Annotated in this window: 19 protein-coding genes and 3 pseudogenes; 16 read left to right on the top strand and 6 right to left on the bottom strand. The window is 54.6% G+C overall.

Annotated features, from left to right (window positions below):
• From HBN68_RS22340 to HBN68_RS21065, 11 genes and pseudogenes are all read left to right on the top strand, one after another.
• Window positions 1–551 (top strand): RHS repeat-associated core domain-containing protein (locus tag HBN68_RS22340; protein ID WP_262378094.1); only part of this gene is annotated, 551 nt, incomplete at its 5' end.
• A 3-nt stretch (window positions 552–554) separates the two neighbouring features.
• Complete coding sequence (locus HBN68_RS21115) at window positions 555–1094, top strand: hypothetical protein (protein WP_169966001.1); 540 nt, start codon at window positions 555–557, stop codon at window positions 1092–1094.
• Window positions 1095–1112: 18 nt separating this feature from the next.
• A pseudogene (locus tag HBN68_RS21110) lies at window positions 1113–2315 on the top strand (RHS repeat-associated core domain-containing protein); the annotation flags it as partial.
• Between the two features lie 251 nt (window positions 2316–2566).
• Window positions 2567–3094, top strand: a complete 528-nt coding sequence (locus HBN68_RS21105; protein WP_169965999.1) for an Imm15 family immunity protein — start codon at window positions 2567–2569, stop codon at window positions 3092–3094.
• A gap of 112 nt (window positions 3095–3206) precedes the next feature.
• A pseudogene (locus tag HBN68_RS21100) lies at window positions 3207–3644 on the top strand (RHS repeat-associated core domain-containing protein); the annotation flags it as partial.
• A 317-nt stretch (window positions 3645–3961) separates the two neighbouring features.
• The gene (locus HBN68_RS21095; protein WP_169965994.1) at window positions 3962–4342 is read left to right on the top strand and encodes a DUF2750 domain-containing protein; all 381 of its coding nucleotides are present in this window, start codon (window positions 3962–3964) and stop codon (window positions 4340–4342) included.
• Between the two features lie 311 nt (window positions 4343–4653).
• A pseudogene (locus tag HBN68_RS21090) lies at window positions 4654–4887 on the top strand (RHS repeat-associated core domain-containing protein); the annotation flags it as partial.
• A 343-nt stretch (window positions 4888–5230) separates the two neighbouring features.
• Window positions 5231–5776, top strand: a complete 546-nt coding sequence (locus HBN68_RS21080) for a hypothetical protein (protein ID WP_222931633.1) — start codon at window positions 5231–5233, stop codon at window positions 5774–5776.
• 636 nt (window positions 5777–6412) lie between these two features.
• A complete protein-coding gene (locus HBN68_RS21075; protein ID WP_169893924.1) occupies window positions 6413–6850 on the top strand; it encodes a hypothetical protein in 438 nt (145 codons plus the stop codon).
• A gap of 40 nt (window positions 6851–6890) precedes the next feature.
• A complete protein-coding gene (locus HBN68_RS22070) occupies window positions 6891–7151 on the top strand; it encodes an RHS repeat-associated core domain-containing protein (protein WP_346010230.1) in 261 nt (86 codons plus the stop codon).
• Window positions 7152–7429: 278 nt separating this feature from the next.
• Window positions 7430–7732 (top strand): hypothetical protein, encoded by a 303-nt coding sequence (locus HBN68_RS21065; protein WP_178088646.1) that lies wholly within the window; start codon window positions 7430–7432, stop codon window positions 7730–7732.
• Window positions 7733–7993: 261 nt separating this feature from the next.
• On the opposite strand, the gene map is transcribed toward HBN68_RS21065, so the two are convergent.
• From map to poxB, 4 genes are all read right to left on the bottom strand, one after another.
• Window positions 7994–8785 (bottom strand): type I methionyl aminopeptidase, encoded by a 792-nt coding sequence (gene map, locus HBN68_RS21060; protein WP_094994066.1) that lies wholly within the window; start codon window positions 8783–8785, stop codon window positions 7994–7996.
• Complete coding sequence (locus HBN68_RS21055) at window positions 8782–9042, bottom strand: ParD-like family protein (protein WP_094994065.1); 261 nt, start codon at window positions 9040–9042, stop codon at window positions 8782–8784. Before HBN68_RS21055 ends, map begins: the two co-directional genes overlap by 4 nt.
• 136 nt (window positions 9043–9178) lie before the next feature.
• Entirely contained in the window at window positions 9179–10726 is a 1548-nt protein-coding gene (locus tag HBN68_RS21050) for a TerC family protein (protein ID WP_094994064.1), read from the bottom strand.
• Window positions 10727–11127: 401 nt separating this feature from the next.
• Window positions 11128–12849, bottom strand: coding sequence for a ubiquinone-dependent pyruvate dehydrogenase (gene poxB, locus HBN68_RS21045; protein WP_169965988.1), 1722 nt, complete (start codon window positions 12847–12849; stop codon window positions 11128–11130).
• Window positions 12850–13363: 514 nt separating this feature from the next.
• On the opposite strand from poxB, the gene HBN68_RS21040 reads away from it, so the two are divergent.
• Both HBN68_RS21040 and HBN68_RS21035 read left to right on the top strand, forming a co-directional pair.
• A complete protein-coding gene (locus HBN68_RS21040) occupies window positions 13364–14743 on the top strand; it encodes a glutamine synthetase family protein (RefSeq protein WP_094994062.1) in 1380 nt (459 codons plus the stop codon).
• 174 nt (window positions 14744–14917) lie between these two features.
• Window positions 14918–15553 carry a class I SAM-dependent methyltransferase gene (locus tag HBN68_RS21035; protein WP_169965986.1) on the top strand — a complete coding sequence of 212 codons (636 nt, stop codon included), beginning with the start codon at window positions 14918–14920 and terminating at the stop codon, window positions 15551–15553.
• On the opposite strand, the gene ampC is transcribed toward HBN68_RS21035, so the two are convergent.
• Entirely contained in the window at window positions 15550–16641 is a 1092-nt protein-coding gene (gene ampC, locus HBN68_RS21030; protein WP_262373581.1) for a class C beta-lactamase, read from the bottom strand. The genes HBN68_RS21035 and ampC overlap by 4 nt on opposite strands.
• 356 nt (window positions 16642–16997) lie before the next feature.
• Here ampC and rnd point away from each other — a divergent pair, with 356 nt between their 5' ends.
• The 3 genes from rnd to HBN68_RS21015 all read left to right on the top strand — a co-directional run bounded on the left by rnd (window position 16998) and on the right by HBN68_RS21015 (window position 19481).
• On the top strand, window positions 16998–18131 hold the full coding sequence (rnd, locus tag HBN68_RS21025) for a ribonuclease D (RefSeq protein WP_094994059.1): 1134 nt from the start codon (window positions 16998–17000) through the stop codon (window positions 18129–18131).
• Window positions 18128–18421, top strand: a complete 294-nt coding sequence (locus tag HBN68_RS21020) for a YcgL domain-containing protein (protein WP_047274112.1) — start codon at window positions 18128–18130, stop codon at window positions 18419–18421. Before rnd ends, HBN68_RS21020 begins: the two co-directional genes overlap by 4 nt.
• Before the next feature lie 127 nt (window positions 18422–18548).
• Window positions 18549–19481, top strand: coding sequence for a D-2-hydroxyacid dehydrogenase (locus HBN68_RS21015; RefSeq protein ID WP_094994073.1), 933 nt, complete (start codon window positions 18549–18551; stop codon window positions 19479–19481).
• An 84-nt stretch (window positions 19482–19565) separates the two neighbouring features.
• On the opposite strand, the gene HBN68_RS21010 is transcribed toward HBN68_RS21015, so the two are convergent.
• Window positions 19566–20159 (bottom strand): nitroreductase family protein, encoded by a 594-nt coding sequence (locus HBN68_RS21010; protein WP_094994058.1) that lies wholly within the window; start codon window positions 20157–20159, stop codon window positions 19566–19568.
• Between the last annotated feature and the right edge of the window lie 38 nt (window positions 20160–20197).

Genomic DNA, 20197 nt, shown 5'->3' with positions numbered 1-20197 from the left:
GCCAAGGGCTAAAGAATCCGATTCGTTTTCAGGGCCAGTACCACGATCACGAAACAGGGCTGCACTACAATCGGTATAGGTACTATGATCCACGGGCCGGACGGTTTATCAGCAAAGACCCGATCAGTTATGCGGGTGGGTTGAACCTGTATGCGTATGCGCCTAATCCAACGGGGTGGGTTGATGCGTTGGGGCTTGCTAAGCGAGGCCCTAAAACCAATGGAGAGGGTCCACATAATCAAGTTATTCAAGCTTGGGGCCAAGAGGTTGAAGCTTCTGGGGGGAGAGTCATTGCTGGGGGCGGGGTCAAGAAAGAGCAGTTAGTCCTCACGCCAGGAGGTAATAAAGGAGGTCGTCGCCCAGATATAATTTACGAGGATGTAGAGGGAAAACTCATCTACGGCAATGTCGGTAAAAATCGTGCAGACCAAACAACTCCGATTTTTCGAGAGAAACAGGCACTTGATGATCTAAGAACAAAAATCAAGGGAGAATTTGCTCCTGATGACGTGCAATTCCGGCCATATAATTGCACCTGCCAAAGGAAATAGTTAATGGATAAAATAATTTTTTTGATGTTTGAAGAGTTTGTAAGCATTAATTCGGAGCTCATGGCAAATACAGGGTTTTGCTTGTATTTTTGGCATAAGATAGAGAAAAAATTCGCGCGCTTAGATAATCTTAATCTAAAGGACTTTAATGAAAGTGATTTTTCTTTTTGTGATTGGTTTTTTGGTGAAAGAAAGTATGAGGGGGTAATAGCTTTGCATACAAGAGAAACATTCAGGCGTGAGCAAAGAAAGGGCTTCGTTACTGTATCTTACGGAGGGGAGGATGAGTATGCTATTGGGGCAACACGCTACAGCGCCGACAGTTCTAGTGTTGAAAAAATAGTCAATCGAGAGTTGAATAAATTATTTAAGAAGTACGCTCGAAAAGGAGTCATAGCAAGCGACGGTACCACTTACAAGATTTTAGATAACTACTACTGGACCGAAAAAGCAGTTAGCAGCGGCAAAAATTGGCGATTATTTATAGGTCGCGGAGTTCGTAAGGAATCTAACAAGACGCCAGGATTTATCCCGAAACCATAAACTATTGCTACGAGCGCAGACGACCTGCACCGCAAAGTCGCCCGCCACCAGGGCAACCGCTTGCTGCAGACCCAGCAATGGGACCCGGCCGGGCGCCTGCAAGAACAACTGCTGGGCCGCAGCGACGACAAAACCACCCTGCTCAAACGCACCTATCAGTACGACGCGGCCAGCCAACTGACCGACATCCAGGACAGCCGTCGCGGCCCGTTATCGTACCGCTACGACCCGGTAGGCCGACTGCTCAACGCCACCAGCCGACTGGGCGTCGAAACCTTCGCCTTCGACCCGGCCAGCAACCTGCTGGATGAAAAAAACCAACAGGTCCAACGCCCGCTGGACCAGGACGCCAAGCGCAACAAACTGATGGACAACCTGCTGCGCGAATACGCCGGCACCCACTACGACTACGACGAACGCGGCAACCAGACCCGCCGCTGGCACAACGGCCAGCAAAGCCGCCTGCACTGGGACCTGTTCGACCGCCTGGTACGCTTTGAAGACAACCGACTGCGCGTCGACTACGCCTACGACCCGCTGGGAAGACGTCTTTACAAATACTCCAACGCCCACCACCCACACCGAAGCGAAGCGGGCTCGCAGTGGAACCAAAACGAACAGGCCCGCAAACAGCGCGAACTGGGCTGCGGCTTCACCTTATTCGGCTGGGACGGCGACACTTTGGCGTGGGAAAGCAGCCCCGCACAGGCTGACGGCGCGAGCGGCAAAACCGTCCACTACCTCTACGAACCCGGCACCTTCGTCCCCGTGGCCCAGGCCCTGCGCCACCAACCGATGCGCCTGCTGGTCCAGCCGAGTTACACCGGTGCCTACGACATCGACCAAGACCCGCTGTGGACCCACACCCCGCAGGCGCTGCCGATAGACGTACTGGCGTGGTACCAGTGCGACCACCTCGGCACGCCACAAGAACTGACCGACCACACCGGCCAAATCGCCTGGAGCGCGCAGTACAAAGCGTGGGGAGAAGTCAAAGAGCAACGCTCGGAATGGGCACAACGCCAAGGCCTAAGCAACCCGATCAGGTTTCAAGGCCAGTACCACGATCACGAAACAGGGCTGCACTACAATCGGTATAGGTACTATGATCCACGGGCCGGACGGTTTATCAGTAAAGACCCGATCAGTTATGCGGGTGGGTTGAACCTGTATGCGTATGCGCCTAATCCGGTGGAGTGGGTTGATGCGTTAGGTTTAGCAAAAAAATTGAGTCAGGTTGGAAGCCCCAAGGATGCTCAATCAAAGATTAATAAAAAACAAGGTCCCAAGGATATCGTGAGAATTGATAGCCCTGAACAAAGTGTTCCTGGCAGCCAGTGGCATGCGCATTGTAAATGTGGTTCAGGTTATAATCTTGATGGGTCGATACATGATACCTCAAGAGGTAGAATCTCATTTTCTAAAAAAACAATTGAATGGCTTAATTCCCATGGCTGGAGTATTTATAAGAAATGAAGATGACAGATGTTTACAAGAAGATAATCCGTTTTGAGCCCTACGATAATCTAGATGTGTTTTTATTGGATTATGAATCCTTCGAGGAAATCCCTCTGGTGTCAAGGTATTGCAGACTTGACTTTTTGAAGGAGCAAATGAACGCCGCTCAAATTTCTAGATACCTAGCAGGCCTGGCTATTTATCTATTGAGCAGTATTGATGTCATAGCAGAAGGTAGGGGGATGAAAGATACTTTTTTTGGGATTACTTATACCGATTTTAGTTTCTCTGCAGAGACCGGCATATTAATACCCAATTTTTTTGTTTATCCGAAAGCTATTAAGAATGGTTTCTATAAAAGAGTTTTACATAATGATCCAGTCGAGAAATCTTTAGAGCTTGAAGCGGTTCAAGCATGTTTTACACATTGCGACGGTGAAGCGATTTTTGACTTTTATGAAAGTAGGTTTTTTGATGAGGTTGTTGAGGAAGAATTAGTAAGGGTGTTCGTAATCCCTAAGAGATGCTCATTACGGTATTGATCTTGAATCCGTTATTTAAGAGGCAGCGTAGAAGCGTTCGACTGAGCGGATCGTTTGATTTATTTGAGCCAGAAAAACACCACGACGCATTGGGCCAACACTTCAACGCCACCTGCGCCACCAACCGATGCGCCTGCTGGCCCAGCCGAGTTACACCGGTGCCTACGACATCGACCAAGACCCGCTGTGGACCCACACCCCGCAAGCGCTGCCGATAGACGTATTGGCGTGGTACCAGTGCGACCACCTCGGCACGCCACAAGAACTGACCGACCACACCGGCCAAATCGCCTGGAGCGCGCAGTACAAAGCGTGGGGTGAAGTCAAAGAACAACGCTCGGAATGGGCACGGCAGAAAGGCCTGACCAATCCGATCAGGTTTCAGGGCCAGTACCACGACCACGAAACAGGGCTGCACTACAATCGGTATAGGTACTATGATCCACGGGCCGGACGGTTTGTCAGCAAAGACCCGATCAGCTATGCGGGTGGCTTGAACCTGTATGCGTATGCGCCTAATCCGGTGGAGTGGGTTGATCCGTTGGGCTTGATGGCAAAGATTGCTTGCCCAATATGCTGCGACGGGTCCCATGGAAGATCAAATAAGCAAGAAAGACTCCGAGCACTGGCCGATGATCCTAAACAACCACGATATGTTCGCGGCTGGATACGAAATGAACTACGCCATATTGATACGCGAAATCGAAGGTCGATTCGACTCCCCGGCAATTCCCGAAAATCCAAATCGCCCGGTCTTTAATTGGCGCATGGACACACTACACCAGCCAAAACAGGTCACTGCTATCGCCATTCTGAACCACAAAATGCAGACTTACACAAAACTCAGCACAGGATAGGTGGCTACTAATGAGTGTACACCCTAACAAAATTCAAAACGTCATATCTCTCACCAAGGAAGCGAGATATGACTATTTTTTACGAAAAATAGCAGACTCAATGTACCTATGGGGTTTATTTAAAGAAGGTTGGGCAACATCAAAAGGAAGTTCAATTTTAATTCCATTCTGGCCTGAAGAGTGTTTCGCAAATATTTGTGCCACTGATGAATGGCAGGGACTAAATGCAGAGCGTATTGACACAGAAAAGTTCTTAAATACCTGGATCCCGGGCAGGGAAAGAGACAAGAGAGAATGTCTAATTTTTCCAACACCTACAGATGAAGGATTAATAAAATCACCACAAACTCTAAAACTCGACCTAATAAATGAGATTGGTCAGTATGAATAGACGCTCCAATAGATATTGATAGGCGTCAATGCTCAGCAAAAAGTAGATCACTCAATGAGAGATATCCTCTGGATGGGCGATCTTACCATTCGCGGCGGACGTCGTTCCAGAAGTATTTTCTTGGTCAGAGTTCAACGACAAACCGATTACCGTAGTGGCAGCACTACTTGCTACGTAAACAGGGGTTGCACTGCTTGCAAGAGCCCCATAGAAATTATGATTAGTTGAGTATTAATACCGACCTTTAAAATTCAACTTGGATTAAATGATAACCTGCGAGAGTATATCGAAAACTTTTGCACGGCCCCTAGAGCGCGCCATACAAAGTATGGATAAAAGTCAAAGAACAACGCTCGGAATGTACACAACGCCAAGGCCTGACCAACCCGATCAGGTTTCAGGGCCAGTACCACGATCACGAAACAGGGCTGCACTACAATCGGTATAGGTACTATGATCCACGGGCCGGACGGTTTGTCAGCAAAGACCCGATCAGCTATGCGGGTGGCTTGAGTCTGTACGCGTATGCGCCTAATCCGGTGGCGTGAGTTGATGCGTTGGGTCTTAGTGATTCAGGCTTACATGCAAAATATCGTCACAACGAAAATGGGTCTCTGAAAAGTGCAACAGCAAAAATACGTACTGAAGATTTAGGTAAAGGAACAAGTACAAATTCGAGTTCACGAATTTTTGCTCGAAACTTAGGCTGTGAAGGCGATGATGCGGGCCATGCCATAGGAAATCGACTTGGCGGAAGTGGTGGCAAAAGTAATGTTTTTCCTCAGGCTCCTAGCGTCAATCGTGGAGAATTTCGTGACTTTGAAGGTGACGTAGCAGAATCAGTGAAACGCGGCAGTAATGTAATTGTTCGTGTGGTCCCGCAATACGATGAAGGATCAACCCGGCCGCATTCAATTCTGTACCAAGCCAGAGTTGACGGCAGTACTGAGTCTCGGATATTTCTTAATCCATGTTCTTGCAACTGTTGAAACGGAGATGAAATCAATGTCACCTGCAGAGAGAGTTCAAACGTTCATAAATCAGATGGTTGTGTGGGAGGCGGGCTTTCATGCTGAGAAGAAAAGCGACCATTACAAACATAGTACTGAGTACAGATGTCGTGCTGATGCTGATGCGAAAGCACGGTTGGTTGATATATTCTCTGAAAATCTTAGCGCGAAAAGCTTAAATACTCTTGGTGCTGCTCGACTCGAAACCTTAGGTACTGGGCGACCACCTGAATATGATCAGACGGTTTTAATGGATACTGAAAATCGTTTTGGTACGGGGTGGACGGTTGAAACAAGAAAAACGAAAGGTATTAATCAGCGTTACCAATATATTTTAAATATGGAAAGCGGAACACCTAAAATTAGTGGAGTAAATGTCTGGCGTAATAGTGCAGAAAAATGGGAGCACCGTAACGCTATCTAAATGATGTATAAGGTGTTTTGTATTTTTAGTATGCGAAATTTAAAGGCATTGGGTGGCAATGAAAGACATCATCTATTAGTGCGACTCCACCACCCACGGAAAAGTAGTACTTAACGCTTTTATCGGGACCGACTTCAACGGCAAGTCCATTGCCGGAGACTGTCATAAAGTCAGCTACCCGCTGTACAGGTAATTTCCTGATGGCGGGGGGAGGGTCAGCAGTGCCTACTCTGCTAATGCAGCTATGCGGGTGGCTTGAATCTGTACGCGTATGCGCCTAATCCTGTGGAGTGGGTTGATGCGTTGGGGTTGGCCGGACGTAAGACGTCTAAACCACGTATTGAGTTTGGCAATCATAAGGAGGGATGGCAGCATATTGATGAGCGTCATATCAGTGGAACTCATCCAGGCGGAGCTGGAGACTTGTTTCCGAAAGGAACAACTAAAGAGCAAATTTTGAAGGTGTGCGAGTGTCTGGTGAAGAAAGGTACGCGAATCAGCGACCCGAATCGGCAAATCCAAACGTTTGAAAAACGACTTAAAGTAAATGGTAGAAAAGACCGAGCGCGAGGGGTATTTGATTCCCAAGATGGCAATCGAACTATCACAGTATTTCCTGTCAGGAGTGAGTAGGTTATGTTTGAATTTTCTGTTTGCAGAAATGACACTGGCAAAGTGACAGGTTTTGATTTGGGAGATATGCAATTTTCTTTTGGGGAGAAAGAAATATCTTCAAAAGGCAGTCCCAGGCTGTTGATGATGGTTTATTTGTCGGTTGTATCCTTGGTCGATACTTTGTTAAGCCTGAAGGTTGGCAGGAAATGCGAATTTGTCGGTGTGGATTCGTCATTTTCGTTATTTTTCGAACTCCAAAGAAAGGGGGTGTTCGTATGGGTAGAAAATGAACTATTAGGGGTGTGTGATTTTTGTATATTAATCAAAGCTATTGATAAGGGGGTAGAAGGGTTTTTAAATAATGGGAATCCGCTTCCGCCTACAGACCCTGTCTATAATGATTTCCACAGTGCGCTTAAAAATCTGAAGCTGGCAGTAGCTGCATGCGAGCGAGGTTAATAGGCGTGGCGTGCAGGATTGAATAATCCGATCTGGTTTCGTGGACCAGTACCACGATCACGAAACAGGGCTGCACTACAATCGGTATAGGTACTTTGATCCACGGGCCGGACGGTTTGTCAGCAAAGACCCGATCAGCTATGCGGGTGGGTTGAATCTGTATGCGTATGCGCTTAATCCGGTGGAGTGGGTTGATCCGTTTGGGCTAAGGGCTGATAGCCCGGCACAGAAGATAAGGCGGAAGTTTTCTGCGCTAGAAGGAGCAGAAATTTCAGCGGATCGCACACGCCACCATGCCTGATGGACGTATCAGGTATTAATACAAAGAAGCACCGGCCAGAATAGCCGGGGCTACTAAAGGGCAATCTCATGTTACGGAGTTCACGCCTGCTACTGTCAGGTACGAGCATGGGAAGAAACTTATGATCATTCAGGGGCAGTTAATCGCGTACACCCTAAGATCAATAATGGTGAAATTCTTGACTTGCCCCATTATCCGCCAATAAAAGCAGATATAGACCAGGGAATATCCACGCCTAGTGGTAAAGCAGTAAAAAACTGCCAGTGTAGGTAATGAAAATGATTGGGTATGATGAACGCAGTAGTTTGGTTTGCGACATAATGGAGTGCCTTGAAGTGACTGCGTATAACCCAAATGTTGTCGTAAAACAGGTGTACGCCAAATCACTTGATTGTCGTTCTTATCAATATAAGGATGAAAAGTTAAACGAATTACTTGGCCGAATTATAGGGGTGAGTGCTGGTGAGGAGTTTGTTTATTCACAAGACGAAATTGTAGGGAGGTTGAGAAGATGTTGGGATGAAGACGGCTCCAGTCAGGGGACTAGTATGCAATCTGAAAATCTTGGACACGCTCGCTAGTGAGTCTGTCGCCTCGCGTGCCGGGTAGATATATCCAGTGTTTTTTTTGCCTTTTGGCCTCCATAGGTATTTGGCTGCATGCGTGGTGGGACGCTAGCACTACCCTAGCCTGCAAACCCCGGTGGTTGCCGTGTGGCACCACGAAACGCATCGCCACCACCCGCCCCGCACGGATGGCCACAAAGTCAGCTGGCTGACCTACGGCAGCGGTCACCTGCACGGGCATGCCTGCTCGGCAAGCCCGCTCATTCATCATGCGTTTCAGCAAACAGGCGGGTAATCAGGCACGCTGTCCGGCCACGGGCTGAGGACTTCGAAGCCGTTATCAGTGACAGCCACCATGTGCTCCCATTGGGCAGACAGCGAATGGTCCTTGGTCACCACGGTCCATTGATCGGCCAAGGTTTTTACGTGGCGTTTGCCAGCGTTGAGCATGGGCTCGATGGTGAAAATCATGCCGGTTTTCAATTTCATGCCTTGGCCCGGGAAGCCGTAGTGCAGTACTTGGGGTTCATCGTGGTACACCTTGCCGATGCCGTGGCCGCAGTATTCGCGTACCACGCTGTAGCCTGCTTTCTCGGCCAGGGATTGAATGGCATGCCCGATATCGCCCAAGGTCGCACCGGGGCGCACCACGCGAATCCCGGCGCACATGGCGTCGTAAGTGGTTTTCACCAAGTGGCGGGCCTCAGGGCTCGGTTCTCCCACGAAGTACATGCGGCTGGTGTCGCCGTACCAGCCGTCCTTGACCACCGCGATATCGATGTTGACGATATCGCCGTCTTTCAGCGGGATGGCCGACGGGATGCCGTGGCACACGACATCGTTCACCGAGGTGCAGACTGTTTTCGGGAAACCGTGATAACCCACGTTGCCCGGGATAGCCTTCTGCACGTTGACGATGTAGTCATGGCAGAGTTTGTCCAGTTGGTCAGTGGTCACGCCGGGTTTAACGTGTTCCGCGATCATGGCCAGGACTTCGGCAGCCAGCATGCCTGCCAGTTTGGACTGAGCGATTTGCGCCGGGCTGTTGATGACGACGTGGTTTCTCATTGATCGGCCTGCGATACGGTTTCGAGGAGGGAAGCGTTAACTGTCAGTTCGCTCAGGGACTTGAGGTCCAGACCGCCCGCCAGTTCGGCGCGTATCAGCAAACGGCAGATGTGGTTGTGGTCCAGGTCAGGGTGTAGCTCGCTCAGCATGCCGATGCGCATCCAGTGTTCGGCTTGCGCGTTGATAGAGCGGCTCAGCGCATTGCTCGCGAGCCGCAGGTTTTCGTGCATGGGGTCTGAAATTTTTACGATGCCCATTGGTACGCTCAATATGAAATGCATATGAAACGTATATTAAGCGATTGTTCTGGAGGAGTGAAAGGCCGCATTGCGCTTTTGCGCAGTGGTACAGCCCTTGCCGCTTGTGTGAAAAGTGGCAAGGGCGCTCAGGTTTTTACGATTTGGACAGGTGAACGCGGGTCACACGCCGTTCTTCGACTTCAGTGACGGTCAGGTTCCAGTCCTGCCATTGAATCCGGTCACCCTTGATCGGCAAGCGGTCCAGCAGGCTCATGACCATCCCCGCAACGGTGTGATAGTCGTCCGTGCTTTGGGCCGGGAACCCGGTGCGCTCACGCACCTGACTCAGGTTCAACGCACCGCTGACGGCAAAACCGTCGTCCAGCACGTCGATGTCCGGGCCGTCGATTTCACTGGCATCCGGTAGCTCGCCCGCAATGGACTCCAGAATGTCGGTCATGGTCAGAATGCCGAGAAAATCCCCGAATTCATTGACGACAAACGCAATATGCGTCGATTCCTTGCGCATCTGTTCCAGGGCGTTGAGGATCGAGAAGCTGTCCAACAAGTTGATGGTTTTACGCGCCATGGCCTCCAGATTCGGCTGATTGCCCGCGAGTAATTCCTTGAGCAGTTCTTTCTTGTGAATGAACCCCAGCGGCTCATCAATTCGCCCTTCGCGAATGAGCGGTAAGCGCGAATAGGACGAGTGCATCAGGGTCGTACGAATGGTCTCGGGCGAATCAGCCAAGTCGATGTGGTCGATGGTGGCGCGCGGCGTCATCACCTTACGTATAGGGCGCTCAGCCAACTGCAACACGCCGCTGATCATGATGCGTTCGCGACGGTGAAACACCTCTTTGGTCTCGCCGCCATCCAGCATGTCAGCAATTTCGTCGTCCACTTCATCCGCTTCCAGCTTGCGTCCGCTCAACAGGCGCATGACGGCGTGCGCCGTGCGCTCACGCATCGGGCGTACACCTTGCAGGCTCTTTTTGCGGCGAGCACGTGCGATCTGGTTGAACAACTCGATCAGGATCGAGAAGCCAATGGCTGCATACAGGTAGCCTTTGGGAATGTGGAAGCCCAGCCCCTCAGCCGTGAGACTGAAGCCGATCATCATCAGGAAGCCCAGACACAGCATGATCACCGTCGGGTGGCTGTTGACGAAGCGGGTCAACGGCTTGCTGGCCAGCATCATCAGGCCGATGGAGAACACCACGGCAATCATCATGACCGACAAGTGCTCGACCATGCCCACCGCCGTGATCACGGCGTCCAGGGAAAACACGGCGTCCAGCACCACGATTTGCGCCACGATCGGCCAGAACAGTGCGTAGGTCGTGTTTGAGGTGCGTTCAGACACATGGCCTTCCAGCCGCTCATGCAGCTCCATCGTTGCCTTGAACAACAGGAACAGACCACCGAACAGCATGATCAGGTCGCGGCCCGAGAACACTTTGCCAAACACCTCGAACAGCGGCTCGGTGAGCGTCACCATCCACGAGATACTGGCCAACAGGCCCAGTCGCATGATCAGCGCCAGCGACAAGCCGATGACACGTGCACGGTCGCGCTGCTCCGGCGGCAGTTTGTCCGCCAGAATCGCGATAAACACCAGGTTGTCAATACCCAGCACCAGCTCCAGCACAATCAACGTCAACAGGCCTAACCAGGCCGTAGGATCTGCAATCCATTCCATAGGAATCAGTAAACCTCTTGCTTAAAACGGAAAACGACAGGCCAGGTGGTCACAGACGCGCCGACGCACGCGCGCAGCGTAGGTGTCAGGGGCAGGCCAAGCACTGAGAAAGCAAACAAGCACCGAACGGAGACAGTGCAGGGAGGTGAGGTGGAGCGATGCGGGCGTAGAGGGGCGGCGAGTGCCAAGAAGCGACTGGGAGGCTCCAGAAGGGTGTTCATATAAACCTTGCGTCAATGAGGGAGGGCAAGACTACAGCGATCCAGCCTTTTTCTGTCGTGCAGAGTTATTACAAAATTTGACTTGGTAGCCTCCAGCGTCGATCCATAAGCCGTCGCGGACTCCGGGCAAAGCAAAACCCCTGAGGCGCAGGCCCCAAGGGTTTTGCTGTTGCGGCGAACTCAACGCAACAGGTTGACCTTGGCTAGATCAATCAATTCCCGTGCGCGGCCATCCATCACCGTTTTGAGCATGAACAGGCTAAAGCCTTTGGCTTGTTCGAAGGTTTTGGTCGGCGGCATGACCAGTTCCTGACGGGCGCTGACCACATCCACCAACACCGGCCCAGGATGGCTGAAGGCTTCACGCAGCGCGGCTTCTAGTTGCGAAGGGTGTTCCACGCGAATGCCTTTGACGCCCATGGCCTCGGCCATTGCTGCGAAGTTCGGGTTTTTCAGGTCGCAGCCCACGTCGGGAAACCCCGCCGCTTTCATTTCCATCTCGACAAAGCCGAGCGTGCCGTTGTTCAACACAATGACCTTGATGGGCAAGCCCACCTGATTCAGCGTCAGAAAGTCGCCCATCATCATCGTGAAACCGCCGTCACCCGACATCGACACCACTTGCCGGTCCGGGAAGGCTGCCTGCGCACCAATGGCTTGCAGCATGGCATTGGCCATGGAGCCGTGGTTAAACGACCCGACCAGACGCCGCTTGCCGTTCATCTTCAAATAACGCGCTGCCCAGGCAGTGGGCGTGCCGACGTCGCAGGTGAAAATGGCGTCGTCATCCGCCAGTTCGCTGACCAGTCGATTGAGGTACTGCGGGTGAATGATGTCGCTGTTTGGCCCGCTTTCGGCCAGCGCATCGAGGTCTTCCCGGGACTTTTTGTAGTCCTTGAGGGCGGCCTCCAGGTGATCACTGTCGGCGTTTTGTATGACCTTGGGCAACACGGCCTGTAACGTCAGCTTCACGTCACCCAGCAACCCGAGCTGTAACGGGCAACGGTTGCCCAACGCCTCGGGACGCAAATCGATTTGCGCAATATTGCCGTGCTCCGGGAAGAACTGACGGTACGGAAAGTTGGTGCCCAACATCAGCAACGTATCGCAGTTCATCATCGCTTTATAACCGGACGCAAAGCCGATCAGGCCGGTCATGCCGACGTCATACGGGTTGTCGTATTCGACGTGTTCCTTGCCGCGCAACGCATGCACAATCGGCGCTTTCAGGCGCTCCGCCAGCGCCAGCACTTCGGTATGTGCCCCCGCACACCCTGCGCCGCACAGCAAAGTCACTTTACGTCCGTCATTGAGGAATGAGGCCAACTCATCGATCTCGGCATCGGCGGGGCGAATCAGTGGCGTGGCGGGCTTGAGCCAGTTGGGCACCTTGGCTTGCGTGGTTTGCAGGGCCACATCCCCGGGAATCACCACCACCGCCACGCCGCGTTTGGCGATGGCCATGCGCATGGCGCGCTCCAGAATCTGCGGCAACTGCTCGGGGTGCGAGACCAGTTCCACGTAATGGCTGCATTCCTTGAACAGGCTTTCGGGGTGGGTGGCCTGGAAGTAGTCAATGCCGATTTCGCTGCTGGGAATATGCGCGGCCAGCGCCAGCACCGGTACGCCGCTGCGATGGGCGTCGAACAGGCCGTTGATCAAATGCAGGTTGCCGGGACCGCAGCTGCCGGCGCACACCGCCAGTTCACCGGTCAAATGCGCCTCGGCACCGGCGGCAAAGGCCGCCGCTTCTTCGTTACGCATGTGAATCCACTCAATGCGCTCCTGACGGCGCAACGAGTCGGTAAAGCCGTTCAACGAGTCGCCCACCACGCCAAACACGCGCTTGACGCCAGCCTCTTGCAGGGTTTCGGTGATGTAATCAGCAACCGTTCGGGACATGGGAGAGGTTCCTTGAAGTAAGAATACAGTCGGCTTGAGTCAGGTGAGTAACCGTTGCCCAAGCAGGATAGACACAGAATCCGACCTTGCCGTGGATGCATACGTTCGATGAAAAGATGTTCATCAGGGCACGACCAGCGGTATCGCTTCGCGATCAGATCACTTCATATGTTTAGCGGTTGGCCACGCAAAGGTTGATAAGTCTGTATTTAAGCGCGCTGCGGCGCATGGGAGGCTGCAGGTACTTTTTCGGTATTGGTTGCAGGTATGAGGCTTGGCCTTATAGAGATTCAACATCAGTGGCTGTCAGGCGTGTACGCGCGCTCAGAACGGCCGCAGCTGGGTGTTGTCCCTTGCGCCACCCTTGATTTGTGTGATCTTCCTTGTGAACTTGCGTTTTGGGCTTTGTTTCACTGCCGCCATGCGCGCCCCCCGGATACCCGTTGTGTTGGCTGATGTTGATCAACCGCGCCTCTTCGCGCTTGTCTGATACGCCTTTTTAACGAGTATTCCCATGAGTGCCGCCCCCCTGTTTGCCCCCCTGCAAGAAGCCTTGGACTTTCTGGCGTTGCACCCGGATATCGAGATGTTTGAGTTGTTTATCCTCGACAACAACGGTGTGCCGCGCGGCAAGTGGCTACACCGCGATGAACTGCTGGCGGTCTACGAAAGCGGCCGCCCGCTGCCGAGCACCATTCTGGGCCTGAGCATCAATGGCGACGATGTGGAAAATACCGGTCTGGTCTGGGACGTGGGTGATATCGACTGCCGCGCCTACCCGTTGAGTGGCAGCCTGCAACCCATGCCGTGGCGCCAGATACCGATGGCAGCGGTGCAGGTCAGCATGCACCCTGAACAAGGGATGCCCGCCACTGTGGCTGACCCACGGCATCTGCTGGTCAAAGTGATCGACGGGCTAAAGGCCGACGGCTACTACCCGGTGATGGCGGCGGAACTGGAGTTTTACTTGCTTGACCAAAAGCGCGACAGCCAGGGGCGGCCGCAACCGGCGCTTGATGCCGACGGTCAACGGCCACGGGCGACGCAGGTATACGGCTTGCGTGAACTGGAGCAAATCGAGCCGTTTTTGGCCGATCTGTACAGTGCCTGCACGCTGCAAGGCATTCCGGCACGCACGGCCATTTCCGAATACGCGCCGGGGCAAGTGGAAATTACCCTTGAGCATCGTACCGACGCGTTGCAGGCGATGGACGAAGCCGTGCGCTACAAACGACTGGTCAAGGGCGTGGCGCACAAACACGGGATGGCGGCGTGCTTCATGGCCAAGCCATTTGACGATCTTGCCGGGACAGGCATGCACATGCACGTCAGCCTGGCCGACAAAGACGGCAACAACCTGTTCGCCAGTGAAGCGCCCGCAGGAACACCGCTACTCAGACAGGCCGTGGGCGGCATGCTCAGTACCTTATTGGACTCACTGCTGATGTTTTGCCCGAATGCCAACTCTTATCGGCGCTTTCAGAGCAACAGTTACGCGCCGCTGGCGGCGACCTGGGGCGTGGACAATCGCACCGTGAGCCTGCGAGTGCCGGGCGGCCCGGCCTTCTCGCGGCATATCGAACACCGGATTTGCGGCGCCGATGCCAATCCGTATTTGGCCGCTGCGGCCATTCTGGCCGGTATACATCGCGGGATTCGAGAGCAGCGCGATCCGGGCGCCCCGGTCGAGGGCAATGGTTATGCGCAGGCCGCCGAGCAATTGCCCACTGACTGGCTGACGACCCTGCGGGCCCTTGAACGCTCCGAATGGGCCAAGGAGGCGTTTGGCCCGGCGTTTCTCAACGTCTACCTGGCGGTCAAAAATGCGGAATACCGACAGTTCATGGGCGAAGTGGGCGAGCAGGACTGGCGCTGGTACTTGCAGCAGGCCTGATCGCCCAACGGAGGGAGCGGCTATCCGCCGCTCTTGTCAGGACTAAACGCGTGGTTCAACGGGCGAAGCGGCCTGGAGGGCCACGAAGGTTTTCATTCTTTCCTGACAATTTTTTCACCGGCGCCCCATTAATCTCTTCTGCGAATAACTTCAAACCACAAGAGTTCGCGGGCCATGTCATCGCAGCCACCTTCCACCATTGAGCTTGAATTTGCTGAAAGCTACGACCGTGAGCATGCTCAGGTGTGCCAGGACGTGCGGCCTGTAGGCGTGCTCCAGCGTCTGACAAGGTGGCGTGAACGGTCGCTGATCCGGCGCGCGCTGAAAATCGCGGGCGAGCCGGGGCTGGTACTGGATCTGGCGTGCGGAGCGGGGCGTTTCTGGCCATTGCTGGCCGAACACGGCAACCGGGTGATTCTGGCCGCAGACCCGTCTGCGGGTATGTTGGATCACGCCCGCACTCACCACTCCTCGGGCTTGCTGGCGCGTATCACCTTGTTCCAAAGCTCGGTGTTTACCATCGACATGTCGGAAAACGCTGTGGACTGCATTTTTTGCATGCAGTTATTCCATCATGTGCGTGACAGCGAACACCGTCTGGCGATTTTGCGCGAATTGCACCGGGTCAGCCGTGACACCTTGATCCTCTCCCTGTGCATCAAATCCTCACATTACCCGCAGCGCATTTGTGTGGCCAAGGAGGAAGTTGAAGCTCAGTTTTCAGAGGCGGGTTTCAGCGTTCTCAAACAATACGATGTGCTCCCCGGCCGGGGAGCGGGCAGCATTTTTGTGTTGCGCAAGGAAACCTAATCCAACGCTTGAAGCAGGGTGTGAGCCAGCTTTACCCGGGCTTCGTTCGGGTAATTTTTGTTCGCAAGGATGACCACGGCCTGTTTTTTGGCTGGCACGAAGGCAATGTAGCCGCCAAAGCCATTGGTTGAACCGGTCTTATTGATCCACACCTCGCGCTGCGGTGCCAGAGGCGGGTCAAGGGCAACCACCGGTTGCGTTTCATACACCATTTGACTGGCGTTGCCCTCGAGCAACGCCTCAAGCCTGACCGGGTAAGGGTATTGTTCCCACACCAGATCCTGCGTCATGGGGCCGACACGAAAGTAACCGGTATGGGTGGCATTGAGCGCACGTCGAAGCGTCTTGCTGACCTGACCCATGCCTGCGTTCAATTCAGCGAAATGAGTCAGATCCCGTACTGTGGTTTTCAGGCCGTAGGCCTCATCGGCTAACACGCCACCGGCTAAACGCACGGGTGCATCTTCTTTGTTGTAACCCTGGGCATAGCGGGGCATCTCGCTGGCAGGCACCTGCAAGTAGCTGTTTTTCATCCCCAGGGCAGGTAACAGCTGATCTTGCAGGGCTTGGGTGTACGGCAGGTGCATGCGTTTGGCCGTGATCACGCCCAGCATGCCGATGCTCGGGTTGGCATAGCTGCGCTGGGTTCCCTGCGGGTAGGCCGGTTGCCAGGCGATGAGGTAGTCCATCAGTTGCGCGTCGTTTTGAACGTCATCGGGCACCTGCAATGGAAAACCGCCGGCTGTGTGGGTGGCCAGCCCGATCAGCGTGACGTTGCCAAAAGGGGTGTTGCGCAATTCGGGCAAATAAGAACCGACCGTTTGATTGAGCGACAGTTGCCCGTTGGCTTGGGCGTAAGCGGCCAGGGTCGCGGTCAGGGTTTTACTGATAGAGCCCACTTCGAACAGCGTATCGGCGGTCACAGGGGTAGCGTCCGCTTTGGATGCGACGCCGTAGGTGTAGAACTGTTGTTTGCCATTGACACTGATGCCGATAGCCAGACCAGGCACGTTGTATGCCTGCATGACGGCGTTGGCCGCTTCCTGCACGGTGGCGTCGAGAGGGCTGGCCATGGCGGGTAATACCATGGCGTTTGAGCCTGCCAGTAAAAAGGCAGTAGCGGTGCGTTTCAACAATTGGCGCATACCGGCGTCCTGTTCGATGAAAGGTTGGCATCAGGCGGGGAGGGAAGGCGTGTTGCAAGACCGCCTTGTCTCGGGATGTTTCAAAATGACGTCAGTCTGGCGCATCGCATCACAGCTTAAGTCATGGGCGCACTGCTGTGCGATGCGGGAGCCGGCACAAACGCTACGTTTAAAGAGAGCGCGCGTGAAGGTAGACACCCAAATCCATGTAGGTATTTTCGTCAGCAAGTTTGTCAGTCAATCGCCGTAACAGCCTGATGCCGATATATACTGCGCGCCATTCTTCAAGGGAGAGCCGTGTGGCCATCGATATTCACTGGATTCGCGACAACGATAGCCTCGGTCAACATTGCGCCCAATGGCAGCATTTGCCGTTCGTAGCCCTCGACACCGAATTCATGCGGGTCGACACCTTTTACCCGATTGCCGGTTTGATTCAGATCGGCGACGGGGAGCGCGCTTACCTGATTGACCCGTTGACCATCGACAACTGGCAGCCGCTGGCGGCCCTGCTGGAAAACCCGGCAGTGGTTAAAGTGTTGCACGCGTGCAGCGAGGACCTTGAGGTGCTGTTGCGCCTGACGGGCAGTTTGCCTGCGCCCTTGTTTGACACCCAGTTGGCAGCCGCTTACCTGAACCTGGGCTTCTCAATGGGTTATTCGCGCCTGGTCAAGGAAGTGCTCGACCTGGACCTGCCCAAAGGCGAAACCCGTTCGGACTGGCTGCAACGCCCACTCTCCGAAACCCAGATCAGTTACGCCGCCGAAGATGCACAACATCTGGCGGAAGTGTATGTGTTGTTGCGTCCGCGCCTGCCCGATGAGAAGTACAACTGGGTGCTGGAAGACGGTGCTGAACTGGTGGCGAACTTGCGCCGCGAAGTGGACCCGAACGAGGTGTACCGCGAGGCCAAGCTGGCGTGGAAACTGTCCCGCGATCAGTTGGCGGTGTTGCGAGAAATCTGCGCCTGGCGTGAACGTGAAGCCCGCGCCCGCGACCTGCCGCGTAACCGGATCGTACGTGAACATGCGTTGTGGCCGTTGGCCAAAACTCAGCCCGACAATCTGGTGTCGTTGGCGCGCATTGAAGACATGCACCCGCGAACCGTGCGCCAGGACGGCGAATTTTTGCTCGGCCTGATCAAGCGTGCAGGCAGCCTGCCGCCGGAGCAGTGGCCACCTGCCGTACCCGAGCCGTTGCCGGTGGAGGCCGCTGCGTTGATCAAGCGCCTGCGGGCCGTGGGTCAGGTCTATGCCGAACAACTGAACATGGCGCCCGAGCTGATGCTGCGCAAGAAAACCCTGGAAGCGCTGGTCAAAAGCGGCTTCCCCAATGGGCCTTATCAATTGCCGGACTCACTGCGCGGATGGCGCCGTGAGCTGATGGGTCAGGCACTGCTCGACAGCCTGGCCACTGCTGGAGAACCGTCGTGAAACGTATTTGCTCTATTTACCGCAGCACCAAGCGCAACGAAATGTATTTGTACGTGCTCAAGGCCGATGCCCTGGAGCGCGTGCCGGAGCCTTTGATGGCGGCGTTTGGCAAAGCCATTCACGCGTTCGATCTGGTGCTGACCCCCGAGCGCAAGCTGTCGCGCGAAGACATCGCCGTGGTGTTGGAGAACCTTGAGAAACAAGGCTATCACCTGCAGATGCCACCGGCCGAAGACGAATACATCGAACACTTGCCCGAAGAGTTATTGCGTCGCAACGACCCGATGTAAAAGCCCGATCCAGGTGCCCGGCAGCGGGCACCTGTCCTGAGTGGATTCAATTGCATTGGCGCTGCCTGAACTCGACGCGTTAACCCGCGACGGCGGCCGCTGGCAGCGTTTTAAAAAGGTTACGAGCATGCGCGTTCTGATTGCCGAACATGACCACCCCCTTTACACACGCCTGCTGCAACAGGCAGCGCCTGAACTGGACGTGTTGACCAGTGGCGATTCGGCGCAGCTGTCGCGTCTGGCGGCCGATTGCCCGGTATGGTTGGGCCAGCCTGATCTGCTGGCGACGCTGATGCGTCAAGGTCATCAACCGCAGTGGCTGCAATCGACCTGGGCCGGCATCACGCCGCTGTTGGCCGGCGGCTTGCAGCGTAACTACCGCCTGACCCGTGCCGTGGGCATTTTCGGGCAGGTGATGGCCGAATACGTCCTCACGTACATCCTCGGGCACGAGCGCGAAGTCATGGCGCGGCTGGTCAGTCAGGTGGAGCGCAAATGGGACAACCGCATGGGCCAGAGTCTGGTCGGGCGCAAGGTGCTGATCGTCGGCGCCGGAGACATTGGCCAGACCGTGGCGCAGTTTCTCCAACCGTTTGGCGTGGAGCTGTATGCCATCGCCCGTACGGCCCGTGAACAGGCGCCCTTCAAGGAGGTAGGTACGCTGGACGATTTGCCGCGCCTGGTGGGGGCGGTGGATTACGTGGTGAACCTGTTGCCCAACACGCCGGACACTCACGATCTGTACGATGCCGAGCTGTTTGCGCAATTCAACCCCACCGGGGTCTTCATCAACGCCGGGCGCGGCGTCGCCGTGGTGGACGCGGACCTGGTTGAAGCGTTGCGGGTTGGCCATATTGCAGCCGCCGTGATTGACGTTTGCCGGCAAGAGCCATTGCCCGCCAAGCATCCGTTCTGGACCGCTTGGGGCCTGTTGTTGACGGGTCACAGTTCGGCACCGACTTCACCGTCGTTGATGGTGCAACTGTTCGTCGACAATCTGCGTGCGTTTCAGGCGGGGCAGCCAATGCGTGGCGAAGTGGATTTCACGCGCGGCTATTAACCGTCTGTAGTGGCTGCCGGGCAGCGCGAGCGTTTAATTGTCAGGTCAAACGCTCGCGGTATGCGGCTGCCACAGCGCAATCGCTTAGAGGCTGAAATCACCTTCAGCGACTAATTTGCTCAGCGGCTCACGCTGGCTGGGCACTTCCTTGGCTTGCAGGTAATCCACCAGCGTCGCTTTGTCACCCAGCTTGCCGATCGCCACCATGGCTTGCACGGCATAGCCTTCCGGGATTTTCAGTTCTTTATGGGCGCGCTCGTAATCGAGCCCGCTCATGCCGTGGGTGTGCCAGCCGCTCAAGTGGGCTTGCAAAGCCAGATGGCCCCAGGCTGCGCCGGTATCGAACGCGTTAGTGGGTGAAGGTTTCTCTTCGGTGGTGCCCGGTGCGGCGAAGGTGGTTTTCGACACAATCACCACCAGCGCGGCCGCGTGCTTGGCCCAACCCTGGTTGAATTCCACCAGCAAGCTCAGGTAGCGATCAAACGCCGGCGTGCCACGCAGCGCGAACAGAAAGCGCCACGGCTGCGAGTTGTAAGCCGAGGGCGCCCAGCGTGCGGCTTCGAAAAAGCTCATCAGGGTCGGTTTATCGATGGTTGCATCGGTAAAGGCGCGGGGTGACCAGCGTTGGGTGAATTGCTCATGAATGGCGTGATCGGCGATGCGGGTATTAGCAGTCATTCTCGATACCTGAGTTAATTTTCGCGGTTCAGCGTAGG

The organism is Pseudomonas sp. WS 5078 (assembly GCF_012985745.1).
In the GTDB taxonomy this organism is placed as follows: Bacteria; Pseudomonadota; Gammaproteobacteria; order Pseudomonadales; family Pseudomonadaceae; genus Aquipseudomonas; species Aquipseudomonas lundensis_A.
This window is presented reverse-complemented; position numbering and strand designations above follow the sequence as displayed.